The sequence below is a fragment of the Bacillus sp. GbtcB14 genome (assembly GCF_019091205.1).
Classification (GTDB): domain Bacteria; phylum Bacillota; class Bacilli; order Bacillales; family Bacillaceae_G; genus Bacillus_A; species Bacillus_A cereus_AG.
Map to the genome: position 1 here is coordinate 573,869 of NZ_JAGXJT010000003.1, position 15,278 is coordinate 589,146.

A 15,278-nucleotide genomic window follows, 5' to 3' on the forward strand; every position below is an offset into this window, starting at 1 on the left:
AAGCACGATTATGTATGTTAAAAATAGAAAGAGGCAGAGAATATCTGCCTCTAAGCCATATGGTATAGTATTATCCACGTAATTGTTGTTGAGCTAAAGCAACAAGTCGTTTCGTTACTTCACCGCCAACTGAACCGTTAGAACGAGATGCTGTATTAGAACCTAAGCTAACACCGAATTCTTGTGCGATTTCATATTTAAATTGTTCAAGCGCTTGTTCTGCACCTGGAACTAGTAATTTGTTTGTTTTTACCATGTTGATACACATCCTTATAAGTAGTCCAGTTCAGCTAAGTACCTATCTAAACTGGTAACGTTATTTTATGTGGAAACGACGTACTCATACGCGGAAGTAATCGGTGTGATTAGAAGTTATTGGATAGAAAAAAGAGTAGCAAATTTGCTACTCTTTTTTCAGTATTGTCGCTGTACCTTCCACGACAATATCACCGGATTGATTATATATGTTTGTTTGCAACGTAATGATTTTTTTATCGTCTCGTTTTTTAATGACTTCTGCCACAACGCGAAGTGTATCACCAATTTTGACAGGAGCACGGAATGAAACGTTTTGAGATAAATAAATCGTGTTTTTGCCAGGAAGTTTCGTTCCAAGAATCGTCGAAATGAAACTGGAAACGAGCATGCCATGAGCAATACGTTCTTTAAACATTGTCGTTTTTGCAAAAGAATCTAAAATATGAATAGGATTCACATCTCCAGTTAATTTTGCAAAATTAATAACGTCCTCATCCGTAATAGTTTTTGTAAGGGATGCTTGATCACCGACTTGAATCTCATCATAACGAAGCTCCGGAACAGTTTGTGCTTCTTGAAATGGATTCATTTTGGCCTCCTTCTTTTCCATATCGAAAAATGCTAGCCATCTTGATGTAGTAGGAGGAAGAAAGAGTTTTGTTTGTGCTGCAGTTAGCGCCCACATTTTCCTTACTTGATGGAAGTAAATAAATTTTTTGAGTTTTCCTCGAACTGCTTTGCGAGTTCTAGTTGTTTGGACTTGAACTCTCCCAAAAAAACATTTAGCTGTTTTTGAACCTCGTCACGTTGTAATTGTTGTTGTTCAATAAATTGTTTTGTTGTTTCTTCAAATTGACCGCTAGTTTGAGTAAGAATAGACAAAGATGTTTTCGTAGGAGAAACAGTAAGTTGATGCATTTGAGTAGAAAGTTCATTCCATTTCCCTTGCCACTCGTTAATTTGATCATTTAAGGAGTTTCCAGTTAATTGCTTCACGTAATCTGTATATTGGTTATTGAACTGAGCAGTGAATTGTTGTAGTTCTTTTTCTAGTTCATCTACTCCTGATGTTAATTTATGCAAAGCGTCTTGTTGTTGTTTTAAAGTTTCTAAAGTAAGTTGCTCTAATTGTTTCCCAGCTGAAGAGAAGAGGGAAAGAGATTGAGACCAGTTTTTCCAAAATGCATCGACTAATTCGTATGGCTTAGTTTCCATTGTTTGACCTCCAAATGTTTTTTTGCATATTGTGAACGCAGATTACTCTGCTGTACCACCAGGTGAAGATGAAGAATCCTTTTCATCCTTTTCTGGAGAAGTAGAAAATGGAAAGAATGCATTGGTGTATAACGTAAAGAACGTCCGCAACATATTTTGATAATGTTCAAAAGAAGTCGCACATGTTGTTAAATATTGCTCTCCATATTCTGTTAAAGAATAAATTCGTTTCGCTGGCCCGCCTTCGCTTGTATCCCAAGTAGAAGAAATAAGGTTTTCCTTTTCTAATTTGCGTAGTGTTCTATACACATTACCTTGGTCAACAGAAGAAAAGCCGATGTCCATTAGCATTTGAATGAGTTTGTAACCATGAAGACTCCAGTCTTTTAGACAGAGAAGTAAGAAAGGAACTAAGAAGTTTTTTGGCATGGAGTTTGGTTGTTTCGCTTGGTTTTTTTCCAAACTTTCTGGGTGTTCTGGTTCATTATGTAGCATGATTGTGCATCACCTCATGAATCAGTTAGATGGAATTTTTTGCTTATAAGTGCAATTTACACCTATCTGTTTTTAATGTCAATACATTTGTTGGAAAATAAAGAAAAATAAAATATAGACTTGAAGTTTTATTCAGAATATTAGAAAATAGTGAATAGGTTGAATTGTTTCAAAAACGAAAAAGGGAGTGTAGGCGAAGTGATTGATCAAAAATTCGATCCATTGCAAGCATGGAAAAATGCTTATGAACAAACCGAAACATTTTGGGGAAAAGCGCTCAATGAAACAATTAAAACAGAAGAATATTCTGCTTGGATGGGCAGCGTTCTAGATTTGAATTTGTTTTATCAAAAAGCATTAAATGATACGACAAAAAATTATTTAGAACAGGTGAATGTGCCGACGAGAGAGGATATCGCTAGAGTAGCTACGCTTGTTATCAACTTAGAAAATAAAGTTGATAACATTGAGGAAATTCTAGAAGAGAAAGTGGATTCATTAGGACAAGCTCCTACATTAAAGCGTGATGTTACGAAAGTAAAACAAGATATTCGCACGCTAGAAACGAAAGTTGATCAAATTTTAGAGTTACTAGAAAAGCAAAATGCAGTACTAGCGAAACTACAAGTACCTGCAAAAGAAGAAGTAAAGCCTGCGAATAAACTGGAAAATAAAAAATAATAATAGCGTTTGTTTATAACGTGTAAAAGGGAAAGGGAGAATCTCTTTTTCATGTATAAACAACGAAACATAATTAATATATGGACTCTATTCATATGAGTACCAAAATGATTCATAACAATCGTTCACAAATTCATTTAAGGGGGAAAAGAAATGGTTCAATTAAATGGCAAAGTAGCAATCGTAACAGGTGGGGCAAAAGGAATTGGAAAAGCAATTACAGTAGCATTAGCACAAGAGGGAGCAAAAGTTGTTATTAACTATAACAGCAGTAAAGAAGCAGCTGAAAACTTAGTAAATGAATTAGGAAAAGAAGGACATGACGTTTATGCAGTTCAAGCGGATGTTTCTAAAGTAGAAGATGCAAACAGACTTGTAGAAGAAGCTGTGAATCATTTTGGTAAAGTTGATATTCTTGTTAATAATGCTGGTATTACAAGAGATCGTACATTCAAAAAATTAAATCGTGAAGATTGGGAGCGCGTAATTGACGTGAACTTAAGCAGTGTATTCAATACGACAAGCGCAGCACTTCCATACATATCGGAAGCAGAAGAAGGAAGAATCATTAGTATTTCTTCTATTATTGGCCAAGCTGGTGGATTTGGACAAACAAATTACTCAGCAGCAAAAGCAGGTATGTTAGGATTTACAAAATCATTAGCGTTAGAACTTGCAAGAACAAATGTAACTGTAAACGCAATTTGCCCAGGATTTATTGATACTGAAATGGTAGCAGAAGTACCAGAAGAAGTGCGTCAAAAAATCGTTGCGAAAATCCCGAAAAAACGTTTTGGTCAAGCTGATGAAATTGCAAAAGGTGTAGTATATCTATGCCGTGACGGTGCGTATATCACAGGTCAGCAATTAAACATTAACGGCGGATTATACATGTAATGAAGTAAGAAAAAAGTGCATATCCATAGCAGGAATGCACTTCTTTTTTTAGAAAGAAATCGACCAAAAAGGAGATAGAAAAATGACTACATTCGTAACGGAATGGGAAAAGCAATTGGAGTTGTACCCAGAAGAATATCGTAAAGCATATCGCCGTGTGAAAAGAGCGAGCGAAGTTTTATTACGCGAACCAGAACCACAAGTTGGTTTAACACCAAAAGAAGTTATTTGGACGAAGAATAAAACGAAGCTGTATCGTTACATTCCAAAACAAGAAAAAACACAGAGAGTTCCAATCCTATTAATATACGCGCTTATTAATAAACCGTATATTATGGATTTAACTCCAGGAAATAGTTTAGTGGAATATTTAGTAGATCGTGGTTTTGATGTGTATATGCTTGATTGGGGCACATTTGGTTTAGAAGATAGTCATTTGAAATTTGATGATTTCGTGTTCGATTATATTGCAAAAGCAGTGAAGAAAGTAATGAGAACTGCGAAATCGGACGAGATTTCTTTACTTGGTTATTGCATGGGTGGAACGCTAACTTCTATTTATGCGGCACTTCATCCGCACATGCCAATTCGCAACTTAATCTTTATGACAAGTCCTTTTGATTTCTCTGAAACAGGATTATACGGTCCTTTATTAGATGAGAAATATTTCAATTTAGATAAAGCGGTTGATACATTCGGAAATATTCCGCCAGAAATGATTGATTTCGGAAATAAGATGTTAAAACCAATCACAAACTTTGTCGGTCCATATGTCGCTTTACTCGATCGTTCAGAAAATGAGCGCTTCGTCGAAAGCTGGAAATTAGTTCAAAAGTGGGTGGGTGACGGTATTCCATTCCCAGGTGAATCGTATAGACAATGGATTCGAGATTTTTATCAAAATAATAAATTAGTGAAAGGTGAACTCGTTATTCGCGGACAAAAGGTAGACCTTGCAAATATTAAGGCAAATGTCTTAAATATTTCTGCGAAACGTGATCATATCGCTTTGCCATGCCAAGTAGAAGCTTTGCTAGATCATATTTCTAGCACAGATAAACAATATGTATGCTTACCAACGGGACATATGTCGATCGTTTACGGTGGAACAGCGGTAAAACAAACATATCCGACGGTTGGAAATTGGCTGGAGGAGCGTTCTAATTAAAAATAAAAATCCAACTAGCGTATGTTAGTTGGATTTTTTTATGGGTAATAACAAAACATAGAAAGGAGAAATTTATATTTTAGGAGTATAATTATGAAACTTATGACTGGTAAGTTGTTTTGGAATACAGGAGTTTCTATGCCTTGTTATCCATCATTAGAAAATGATATGATATGTGATGTGCTTGTAGTCGGAAGCGGAGAAGCAGGTGCTCATATAGCGTATTCGTTAGCGAAAATTGGAATGCGTGTTACGCTCATTGAAAAAAGAGCAATCGCCTGTGGTAGCACAGCTGCTAATACAGGTTTACTACAATTTCTTCATGACAAATCATTAACTTCACTTATTCATACATTTGGTGAAAAAAAAGGGGTACGAGCATATAAGCTTTGTTACGAAGCGTTACGAACAATGGAGCAAGTTATACCGACTCTCGATATTGATCCCCAGTTTATTCCGCGAAGTAGTTTGTATTATGCAAGTAGAAATGAGGATGTATCATTTTTACAAGAAGAATATAATACGTTACGCCATTATGGATTCCCGGTTGAATATTTTACCGATTCACATATGAAGAAGAAGTATTCATTTATAAAACAAGCAGCGTTATATACGCATGGTGATGCCGAGGTGAATCCGTATTTATTAGCGCATAGCCTTTTGCATAAAGCAAATCAAATGGGAGCTACTATACTTGAGCATACAGAGGCCATACATATAAAAAAATGCCAAAATGATTTAATTTGTTATACGAAAACAGGAAATCAAATTGTCGCAAAGAATATTATTATGGCGACAGGTTATGAAGCACTTTTCGGAAAGAAAGAAAAAAATACAACAGTGGAAACATCATATGCAGTTGTGACAAATAAGGTAGATTCATTTGAAGGCTGGCATGAACAATCATTAATTTGGGAAACAGCACGGCCTTACTTATATTTTCGAACGTATCAAAATCGTATTGTTGTGGGCGGATTAGATGAAGCGATGCAAATTCAAACAATTGGTGATACGAAATTATTGCATAAGCGTGACATCCTTATTAACATTGTAAAAGAGATGTTCCCGCAGTATAAGAATATACAGGCAGAGTACTATTGGGCGGCAGCATTTGGTGGTAGTCATGATGGTCTCCCTATTTTAAAAGAAGACAAAAAGATACATAATTTATTTTACGCATTGCCGTATGGAGGTAATGGAACTGTGTATGGAATGGTATTTGCCAAATTATTTGAGCAGTTATTTACAAATAAAGAAAGTAAAGATTTTTCTTTATTTAATCGATAGAAAAAAGGTAGCGAAGTGATGGAATGAGAGATATAAAAAAGTTTTTACAAAAATTACGTCCTGTACAACTCATTGTTTTGTTTTATTTATTAGCAGTAGTTGTATCTGTGATATTGCTTAGTTTCCCGTTTGTTACGAAGTCTGGTGTGAAATGGACATTTATCGATGCCCTCTTTACATCTGTTAGTGCGGTAAGTGTTACGGGACTGTCTGTTGTTACGATTTCAGATACATTTACTACGGCAGGAATTATTATGTTAGCCCTTATTTTACAATTAGGCGGCTTAGGAATTATGGCACTTGGTACATTCGTTTGGATTATAACGGGAAAAAAGATCGGTTTGCAGAGAAGAAGACTTATTATGGCAGACCATAATCAAGGGAATTTATCAGGCCTTGTAGAATTGATGCGTTCTATTTTAATTGTAATTATTTCGATAGAACTTATTGGAGCGATATTATTAGGTACAAGATTCTTACTTTACTTTCCAACTTGGCAAGAAGCTTATTTTCATGGTTTCTTTGCGGCAGTTAGTGCAACTACGAACGGCGGATTTGATTTAACAGGACAATCGCTAATTCCGTATAAAAAAGATTACATTGTTCAAATGATTCATATGTTACTTATTATTTTAGGAGCGATTGGTTTCCCTGTATTAATGGAAGTGAAACAATTCCTTAGTAAAAGGAGACAGCAATTATTTCGTTTTTCGTTATTTACAAAATTGACGACAACAACATTTTTTGCGCTCGTTGTCGTTGGAACAATCATGATTTTTTTACTAGAACGAAATCATTTTTTAGCAGGAAAGTCATGGCATGAAACAGTTTTCTATACATTATTCCAATCTGTGACGACGCGAAGTGGTGGACTTGCTACGATGGATATACGTGAATTGTCACAACCGACGCTTTTATTTATGAGTATATTAATGTTTATAGGAGCATCTCCAAGTTCGGTTGGGGGCGGGATACGTACAACAACATTTGCTGTTAGCATATTATCACTATACACTTTTGCAAGAGGCGGGAGAACAGTTAGAGTCTTCAAACGTCAGCTACATGAAGAGGACGTGCTGAAAGCATCTGTCGTTATGACGATGGGGATTTTATTATGTGCCACAGCGCTATTTATTTTATCTATTACGGAAAACGTACCGCTTATGAGTTTAATTGTTGAAGTGTGTTCGGCTTTCGGGACGACAGGCCTATCGACAGGTATTACGCCAGATTTAACAACGGTTGGTAAACTTGTACTCATTGTACTTATGTTTATCGGGCGTGTCGGTATTTTAACATTTATACTAGCTAGTGGTGGAAGAGAACAGCCACCTCGCTATAAATACCCGAAAGAGAGAATTATTATTGGATAGTATGAAACCATTCTACCTAACATAGGTAGAATGGTTTTTTAGTCGTTAATACCAAATTGCGGATGCATAAAAGCATCCTTCTTATTAGTTACTTCTTTTTTTAGCAACTCTTGATTTTCTTCTGAAATCCACCCAATATCATTTGTAGGATGGATCCATTCTTCTCCAGCCATAATGGCAGGATCTACTTCATCACTCCAATTGTGAAGTGGACTATTCTCGGAATCATATTTACTGTCTCCGATTACGACGTCATATTGATTTATGAAAGGTTGTTGCATCTTCTTCCCTGTTCCTTTAAAGGATGGGAAATTCATTTGATGCGGGAGCGTTTCATCTAAAATTGGTGACTGAATTTTATCTTTCTTCTTCAAAATAATCGCTCCTTTTTATAATGCTTTCTTCATAGGTAGTATTTCCATCTAGCGGTTCATATGTACTTGTTAACACTTGCCAGTAATAATTATTGTGTGTTGCTTCAAACTAGAGTAGAAAGTGAATCCTTAAGAGCAGGTGAATGTATTGGTAAAAAGAAAAGTGAAACAAAATGCGGCAATCAACAATAATAAAACTCCGAAAGAAAGCTTACCAGATGCAGAATTTGCATTAGAGTATGAAGGAGAAAATAGCGCGAAGTATGCAAATCGTAATTCAAAAAAAGGTAAACAAAAATGAGGCGTTTTTTACAAACGCCTCATTTTTTTGTGGGATTATAAAGGTTTTTTTAATTATTTGTAAATTTAGTGTTCATCATTGGCAGAAAAATGCGAAAAAACATAGAAGTAGCAACGTATTACACAAAAACAAACAACAAACAAAAGATTAATGTTGGTTTAATACTGCTTTTACACTAGTTGTTTATATTTGAATTGTACATAAGATTTGTAAAAGGAGAGAGAGACAGTGAAAAAAACAATCTTTAAAGCTGTAGCAACTGGAATGGTATTTTCGTTATTAATGGGGTGTGGGGCAAAGAAAGAAGAAAGCGCTGGGGCAAAAGTGAAAGATGATAAACTATCTGGATCATTGACAGTTTACACAGCGATCGAAGAAGAACTTGTACCAATTTATCTTGATTCTTTTAAACAGAAGTATCCAGATGTAAAACTGAACATTGTTCGTGATTCAACTGGGGTTATTACAGCGAAATTGCTAGCTGAAGGAAAAAATACACAAGCAGATGTTGTATGGGGAACAGCTGCATCTAGTCTATTAGCTTTAGATAAAAAAGATATGTTAAAAGGATACTCTCCAAAAGGAGCAGATCGTGTTCTTCCGCAATTTAAAGATGATAAGCAACCAGAAAAATGGGTAGGAAACACTGCATTTATGACAGGGATTGCTGTAAATAAAGAAGAATTAAAGAAGAAAAATTTACCGATGCCAGAATCATATGAAGACTTAACGAAACCAGAATATAAAGGAACGCTTGTTATGCCACATCCAGCTTCTTCTGGAACAGGATTTTTAACAGTTTCTGCATGGTTACAAATTATGGGTGAAGATAAAGGCTGGGATTACATGAAGAAACTTCATGATAATATGGCAACTTATACTCACTCAGGATCAAAACCAGCGAAATTAGCAGGCGCGGGTGAATATCCAGTTGGCGTATCGATGGTCTATAGTGCTTTGAAAGAGAAACAAAAAGGTGCACCAGTTGAAGTTGTATTGCCGAAAGAAGGATTAGGATGGGAAGTAGAAGCGAACGCACTTATTAAAAAAGATAATGCGAAAAATGAAAAATTAGCGCAAGCATTTTTAGATTGGGCAATTACTGATGATGTAATGAAGTTATACTTCGAGAAAAATGGATTTGCGACAATTAAAAATGATTATAAACTTCCAGATGGATTCCCGAAAGATGTAACAGAAAAGTTATACAAAAAGAATGACTTTAAATGGGCAGCAGAAAATCGTGACAAAATTTTAGAAAAATGGGAAAAAGAGTTTGGCCAAAAAGCAGAACCGAAAAAGTAAGTGAGTGGGAGAGAGAAAAAATGAGCGAATATTTATCAATTCAACACATTCAAAAACAGTTTGATGCATTTACAGCGTTAAAAGATATTTCTTTTACTGTGAAAAAAAATGAGTTTGTATGTTTATTAGGCCCAAGTGGTTGTGGGAAAACGACATTGCTTCGAATTTTAGCAGGGTTAGAAGAGGCAACAACAGGTAGTATAGCTGTGAATGGAAAAGATATTACAGCATTACCTCCTGGAAAGAGGAACTTCGGAATGGTGTTTCAATCGTATGCATTATTTCCGAATTTAACAGCACTTGAAAATATTGAATACGGCTTAAAGACAAAAAAATATGGAAAAGCAGAAGTAAAAGAGAAAGCGCTAGAGGCGTTAGAACTAGTTGATTTACTGAATGTAAAAGATAAATATCCTGCTCAAATGTCTGGTGGACAACAGCAGCGAGTGGCACTTGCACGTGCGCTCGCTCTGTCTCCGGATATTTTGTTACTGGATGAGCCGTTATCTGCTTTAGATGCAAAAGTACGTGAAAAGTTACGTAGAGAAATGCGTGATTTGCAAGAAAAAGTAGGAGTAACAACTATTATGGTCACGCATGATCAAGAAGAGGCATTAACGATGGCTGATAAAATTGTTGTAATGAATCATGCGGAAATTATGCAGATTGGAACACCAGAGGAGATTTATCAAAGACCAGCCAATCCGTTTGTGGCAGATTTTATAGGTTCTATTAATTTCTTTTCGAAAAATAATGAAGAACATGCAATTCGTCCTGAACATGTAACAATTGTACAAAACGATGGTATTAAAACAGTTGTGGAAAGTATGGAATTTCGCGGATCTGTATATCGGACAGAAGTGCGAGTCGTAGAAGAAAAAACACATCTTTATAATGAGAAAATTGTAGTAGATATATTGGCATCAGAAGTAGAAAAAACAGCTATTAGAAAAGGAAAGCCGATTCAAATCTCTTTCTCAGAAAATCATATGTTGTCATATGGAAAGAAGGTCATTGTATAGATGGAGATGTTAGAAAATTTCAAGGTAGAAAGTACGAAAAAAAAGATTAAGAGACGTATTGGTAAAGAAGAGTGGATACAAAGACTATTAATTATTGGTATGCTTCTTGCTTTTTTGATCATGCTTGTATTACCCCTATTACAATTGTTTACACAAGCTTTTTACGATAAAGATGGAGCTTTCATTGGTGTTGCGAATTTCAGTAAATATTTCACAACACCAACGTTAGTTCAATCATTGCAAAATACGATATGGATTTCGGGCGCGACAACAATTATTGCAGTGACACTCGCTTTCGCTTACGCCTATGCGATTGCTCGTACGAATTTGTTTGGGAAGCGTGTATTTCAATATGTTGCGTTGTTACCACTATTCGCACCAACGATGATGCACGGTATCGCACTGACATATTTATTTGGTAATCAGGGGTTAGTAACGAAAGGAATGTTTGGTTTGTTTGAAGGGATACAAATCCCTTTATATGGACCAGTAGGAATTGTAATGGCTGAAGTCATGTATACATTTCCGCAAGCATTTCTTATATTATTAATTGCTTTTCAAGGCTCTGATTATCGTTTATATGAAGCTTCTAATATGTTAGGGGCGAGTAAAACAAAACAATTTTTCACTGTTACTTTACCTAGTGTAAAGTACGGATTAATTAGTGCGATGTTCGTTGTGTTTACACTTAGTTTCACTGATTTTGGGGCACCAAAAATTGTTGGCGGGCAATATAATGTACTTGCTACTGACGTATATAAGCAAGTAATTGGGCAGCAAAATATGCCGATGGGTGCAACTGTCGGAATGATTTTATTAATCCCAGCTATATTTGCATTTGCAGTTGATCGCATTACGCAAAGAAAGCAGGCGAATCTCTTATCTTCCAAATCAGTACCTTATAGAATAATAACTAATAAGAAACGAGATGTTATTTCATTTGTATATTGTAGCGTAGTAACGCTTATGATCATTCTATTATTTGTGGCAGTTGGTATTGCTGCAAGTGTGAAAGTATGGCCATATAATATGAGCTTTACATTTGAGCATTTTAATTTTTCCAGTTTAACAGGAGATGGACTTGAAGCATTTAAAAATAGCGTAATTGTCTCAGCAATTACAGCGGTTATTGGAGCGGTTTTAACATTTATGTTCGCTTATGCGATTGAGAAAATAGATCAGCTGCAATTTTTCCGAAAAGCAGGTTACTTTTTCTCTATCGTCCCGTTAGCGATACCAGGTTTAGTACTTGGGTTAGGCTATGTCTTCTTCTTTAGTCAACCAACCATACAAATCTTTGGACTTTCAGTAACGAATCCGTTTCATTCTCTATACGGAACAATTGCTGTGCTAGTACTAGTCAATATCATTCATTTTTATTCTGTAACATTTGTTACGGCAACGACAGCTTTAAAGAAATTAGATCGAGAGTTTGAACTTGTTTCACAGTCGATGGGGGTTCCGTTTTATAAAACATTCTTTAGAGTGACGGTACCGATGTGTTTACCAGCCATTTTAGAAATGGTAATGTACTACTTCGTAAATTCAATGGTAACTGTCTCGGCAGTTGTATTCCTATATGCAGCTGATTTTAAACTAGCTGCCGTATCAATTGTAAATATGGATGATGCAGGAAATGTAGCACCAGCAGCTGCAATGAGTGTACTTATTGTTGTTACAAATATTGTAGTAAGAGTTGTATATGAATGGGGAACGAAAGCACTTCGTAACCGAACTTCACAATGGCAAAAAAGATAAATAAGAAGGGTGATGGATTGAATGAAAATAGAAGCAGTTATTTTTGATTGGGCAGGTACGACAGTTGATTATGGATGTTTTGCACCATTTGAAGTATTTATGGAGATTTTCCATAAACGCGGTGTTGAAATTACTGCAGAAGAAGCTCGTAAGCCAATGGGGTTATTGAAAATTGATCATGTTAGGGCACTAACAGAGATGCCTCGTATTGCGAGTGAGTGGAATCGTGTTTTCGGACAATTACCAACTGAAGCAGACATTCAGGAGATGTATGCGGAATTTGAAGAAATTCTCTTCGCTATTTTACCGCGCTATGCGTCGCCGATTCATGGAGTAAAAGAAGTGATTGCTTCTTTACGTGAAAGAGGAATTAAAATTGGTTCAACGACTGGCTATACGAGAGAAATGATGGACATTGTAGCAAAAGAAGCAGCGCTACAAGGGTATAAACCTGATTTTCTTGTCACGCCAGATGATGTTACAGCGGGTCGTCCGTATCCGTGGATGTGTTATAAAAATGCGATGGAACTTGGTGTCTATCCTATGAATCATATGATAAAAGTTGGGGACACGGTATCAGATATGAAAGAGGGAAGAAATGCTGGTATGTGGACAGTTGGTGTAATTCTTGGCAGTAGCGAGCTCGGTTTAACTGAGGAGGAAGTGGAGAATATGGATCCAGCAGAACTTCGTGAAAAAATAGAAGTAGTTCGCAATCGTTTCATTGAAAATGGGGCGCACTTTACGATAGAAACGATGCAGGGACTCGAAAGCGTAATGGAGCATATCGAGAAACAAGAACTTATTATTTCATAAAAGGGGAATAGGATCATGACTGAAAATCATTACTTATTATTAACACCAGGACCATTAACGACAACAAAAACGGTAAAAGAAGTTATGTTATACGATTGGTGTACGTGGGATGCTGAATATAACAAAATGGTACAAGAGGTAAGATCTAAACTTGTATCGTTAGCGACGAAAGAAGAAGAGAAATATACGACTGTTCTCATGCAAGGAAGCGGTACGTTTTCAGTTGAAGCCGTAATTGGTTCTGTTATTCCTAAAAATGGAAAGTTACTTATTTGTACAAATGGTGCGTACGGTAAGCGCATTGTACAAATGGCAGAGATGTTACATATAGATGTGGTGGTTAGTCAAACAGAAGAATGGGAGCCTACTAATATTGCAGAAGTAGAAAAGATATTGCAACAAGATAAAGAGATTACGCATATTGCAGTTGTTCATTGTGAAACAACTACAGGTATTATCAATCCAATTGTAGATGTATGTAAATTAGGGAAGCAATATGGAAAAGTAACACTAGTTGATGCAATGAGTAGTTTTGGTGGTATTGAAATAGATATCGCTGAGTTGCAAATTGACTTTTTGATTAGTAGTGCGAATAAATGTATTCAAGGGGTTCCTGGATTCGGCTTTGTTATTGCAAAGCGCGATGAATTGTTGAAATGTAAAGGGCAGGCACGTTCATTATCATTAGATTTATACGATCAGTGGGAAACGATGGAAAATCAAAATGGGAAATGGCGTTTTACGTCACCTACACATGTTGTACACGCTTTTTATCAAGCACTACTTGAATTAGAAAAAGAGGGCGGAGTAAAAGCGCGTTACAATCGATATTATAACAATCAAAAACTATTAGTGAATAGAATGAGAGAAATCGGATTTAAGCCACTAGTAGATGAAAAATATCAATCGCCTATTATTACATCCTTCATTTATCCAGAAGAGTGGTTTGATTTTGGACAGTTATACAATGAATTAAAGTGTGATGGATTTGTTATTTATCCAGGTAAAATTTCAAAAGTAGATACATTCCGCATTGGAAATATCGGTGATGTACATGAGGCAGATATTAATCGCTTAGTTGATAGTATTGCTAAAGGAGTTGTTATAGGTTGAAAGTATTTTGCTTAGGTGGAGCAGGTAAAATTTGTCGTGAAGCAATTTTAGATTTAGTGCAATTTTCATCTTTTGAGACGATTACAGTAGCTGATTTTAATGAAGAAGAGGGCCTGAAAGTAGTAGAATGGCTCAACGATCCTCGCGTTGATTTTGTGAAAGTAGATGTAACGAATCATGAGGATACGGTTGCAAAAATGAAGGGCTATGACATTGTAATGGATGGCACGACGATAAAGCTAAATGGTTTGTCAACTCGATGTATTGCAGAAGCAGGTTGTCACGGTGTGAATTTGAATGGATTTGGTGAAGAAAATGATTCGCATTCTATATTTGTTCAAAACGGAAAAACATGTTTACCTGGTTTTGGTATGACGCCAGGTGTAACGCAAATGATGGCAATGCATGCAGCAAATCAGCTAGATACTGTAGAATCAGTTCGTGTCAGTCACGGTTCGTATCGTCCGATTGCTTTTTCTGCATCAATTACAGAAACAACGACATATGAATATGATCCACATTTACCATCGCGTACAGTGTATGAAGATGGTGAGTTTAAGCAAGTACCTCCGTTTGCGCGTCCGAGAGAAATTGAATTACCGGCGCCTTATGGTAAGGGAACGCAGTATATAATCCCTCATTCTGAAACGATTACGTTAGCAAAAGCACTGAAAAATAAAGGCGTCAAACTGATAGAGACGAGAGGGACTTGGCCAAAGCAAAATATGCAGCTCGTACGTGCTTTATATGATTATGGTATATTGCGTAATGATCAAGTTGAAATAAATGGGGAAGAAATCGGCATTATGGATTGTATTTCGAAGTATTTATTGCAATCGGAAGAGGGACAAGCAACAGAAATTTACGGTTATGCACTTCATGTAGAAGTAATAGGTATGAAAAATAATGAGAAACAAAGGCACGTATTATATCATACACACCCGTTATCTGATGGATCTGTTGTAGGATGGGAAAAATTAAGAGCTTATACGAGAAACGTAGGTATTCCATTTGGGATTGCTACAGATTTAATCGCAAATGGGAATGTAAATAAAGTTGGAGTTGTGACACCTGAGGAAGCTTTTGTAAATCCACAAATTATTTTTGATGAACTAGTAAAGCGTGGTATTCATATTCATGAAGAAGTTTTTACTGAAAAAGAAAGTTATAACTTTGTATAAGTAAGGCAGTTTATGAGGTCGAAATCAATGGGGT

The 15,278-nt window shown here is 36.1% G+C and carries 17 protein-coding genes; 12 read left to right on the top strand and 5 right to left on the bottom strand.

The genetic code is table 11. The features are described from left to right. Positions 1 to 70 precede the first annotated feature (70 nt). The 4 genes from KVT31_RS11870 to phaQ form a co-directional block, all read right to left on the bottom strand. Positions 71 to 256, bottom strand: a complete 186-nt coding sequence (locus tag KVT31_RS11870) for an alpha/beta-type small acid-soluble spore protein (RefSeq protein WP_000241212.1) — start codon at positions 254 to 256, stop codon at positions 71 to 73. 147 nt (positions 257 to 403) lie between these two features. Continuing rightward, entirely contained in the window at positions 404 to 847 is a 444-nt protein-coding gene (locus tag KVT31_RS11875; RefSeq protein WP_001067917.1) for a MaoC family dehydratase, read from the bottom strand. Between the two features lie 101 nt (positions 848 to 948). Next, positions 949 to 1,473, bottom strand: coding sequence for a polyhydroxyalkanoic acid inclusion protein PhaP (phaP, locus tag KVT31_RS11880; protein ID WP_088095640.1), 525 nt, complete (start codon positions 1,471 to 1,473; stop codon positions 949 to 951). 42 nt (positions 1,474 to 1,515) lie between these two features. Further along, on the bottom strand, positions 1,516 to 1,968 hold the full coding sequence (phaQ, locus tag KVT31_RS11885) for a poly-beta-hydroxybutyrate-responsive repressor (protein WP_000903018.1): 453 nt from the start codon (positions 1,966 to 1,968) through the stop codon (positions 1,516 to 1,518). 198 nt (positions 1,969 to 2,166) lie between these two features. On the opposite strand from phaQ, the gene phaR reads away from it, so the two are divergent. From phaR to KVT31_RS11910, 5 genes are all read left to right on the top strand, one after another. Next, positions 2,167 to 2,649: a polyhydroxyalkanoic acid synthase subunit PhaR gene (gene phaR, locus KVT31_RS11890; protein WP_088095641.1), complete on the top strand. Its 483-nt coding sequence runs from the start codon at positions 2,167 to 2,169 to the stop codon at positions 2,647 to 2,649. Between the two features lie 153 nt (positions 2,650 to 2,802). Further along, positions 2,803 to 3,546, top strand: a complete 744-nt coding sequence (locus KVT31_RS11895) for an acetoacetyl-CoA reductase (protein ID WP_088095642.1) — start codon at positions 2,803 to 2,805, stop codon at positions 3,544 to 3,546. An 82-nt stretch (positions 3,547 to 3,628) separates the two neighbouring features. Then, a complete protein-coding gene (gene phaC / locus KVT31_RS11900; RefSeq protein ID WP_000206842.1) occupies positions 3,629 to 4,714 on the top strand; it encodes a class III poly(R)-hydroxyalkanoic acid synthase subunit PhaC in 1,086 nt (361 codons plus the stop codon). A gap of 93 nt (positions 4,715 to 4,807) precedes the next feature. Then, positions 4,808 to 6,001, top strand: coding sequence for an NAD(P)/FAD-dependent oxidoreductase (locus KVT31_RS11905; RefSeq protein WP_088095643.1), 1,194 nt, complete (start codon positions 4,808 to 4,810; stop codon positions 5,999 to 6,001). Positions 6,002 to 6,024: 23 nt separating this feature from the next. Next, positions 6,025 to 7,374 carry a TrkH family potassium uptake protein gene (locus KVT31_RS11910; RefSeq protein WP_088095644.1) on the top strand — a complete coding sequence of 450 codons (1,350 nt, stop codon included), beginning with the start codon at positions 6,025 to 6,027 and terminating at the stop codon, positions 7,372 to 7,374. A 38-nt stretch (positions 7,375 to 7,412) separates the two neighbouring features. Here the strand turns inward: KVT31_RS11910 and KVT31_RS11915 are convergent, their stop codons facing one another. After that, on the bottom strand, positions 7,413 to 7,748 hold the full coding sequence (locus KVT31_RS11915) for a DUF3905 domain-containing protein (RefSeq protein WP_061678858.1): 336 nt from the start codon (positions 7,746 to 7,748) through the stop codon (positions 7,413 to 7,415). A 148-nt stretch (positions 7,749 to 7,896) separates the two neighbouring features. Here KVT31_RS11915 and KVT31_RS11920 point away from each other — a divergent pair, with 148 nt between their 5' ends. The 7 genes from KVT31_RS11920 (at position 7,897) to KVT31_RS11950 (ending at position 15,244) form a co-directional block, all read left to right on the top strand. Continuing rightward, entirely contained in the window at positions 7,897 to 8,049 is a 153-nt protein-coding gene (locus KVT31_RS11920) for a hypothetical protein (RefSeq protein ID WP_000240799.1), read from the top strand. Positions 8,050 to 8,277: 228 nt separating this feature from the next. After that, entirely contained in the window at positions 8,278 to 9,354 is a 1,077-nt protein-coding gene (locus KVT31_RS11925) for a putative 2-aminoethylphosphonate ABC transporter substrate-binding protein (protein WP_088095647.1), read from the top strand. A gap of 20 nt (positions 9,355 to 9,374) precedes the next feature. After that, positions 9,375 to 10,376, top strand: a complete 1,002-nt coding sequence (locus KVT31_RS11930) for a putative 2-aminoethylphosphonate ABC transporter ATP-binding protein (protein ID WP_061678860.1) — start codon at positions 9,375 to 9,377, stop codon at positions 10,374 to 10,376. Further along, a complete protein-coding gene (locus tag KVT31_RS11935; RefSeq protein ID WP_140392388.1) occupies positions 10,377 to 12,134 on the top strand; it encodes a putative 2-aminoethylphosphonate ABC transporter permease subunit in 1,758 nt (585 codons plus the stop codon). Positions 12,135 to 12,155: 21 nt separating this feature from the next. Continuing rightward, positions 12,156 to 12,950: a phosphonoacetaldehyde hydrolase gene (gene phnX, locus KVT31_RS11940; RefSeq protein WP_088095648.1), complete on the top strand. Its 795-nt coding sequence runs from the start codon at positions 12,156 to 12,158 to the stop codon at positions 12,948 to 12,950. 15 nt (positions 12,951 to 12,965) lie between these two features. After that, entirely contained in the window at positions 12,966 to 14,063 is a 1,098-nt protein-coding gene (gene phnW / locus KVT31_RS11945; protein ID WP_088095649.1) for a 2-aminoethylphosphonate--pyruvate transaminase, read from the top strand. Then, a complete protein-coding gene (locus KVT31_RS11950; protein ID WP_088095650.1) occupies positions 14,060 to 15,244 on the top strand; it encodes a saccharopine dehydrogenase family protein in 1,185 nt (394 codons plus the stop codon). Before phnW ends, KVT31_RS11950 begins: the two co-directional genes overlap by 4 nt. The last annotated feature ends 34 nt before the right edge of the window (positions 15,245 to 15,278 follow it).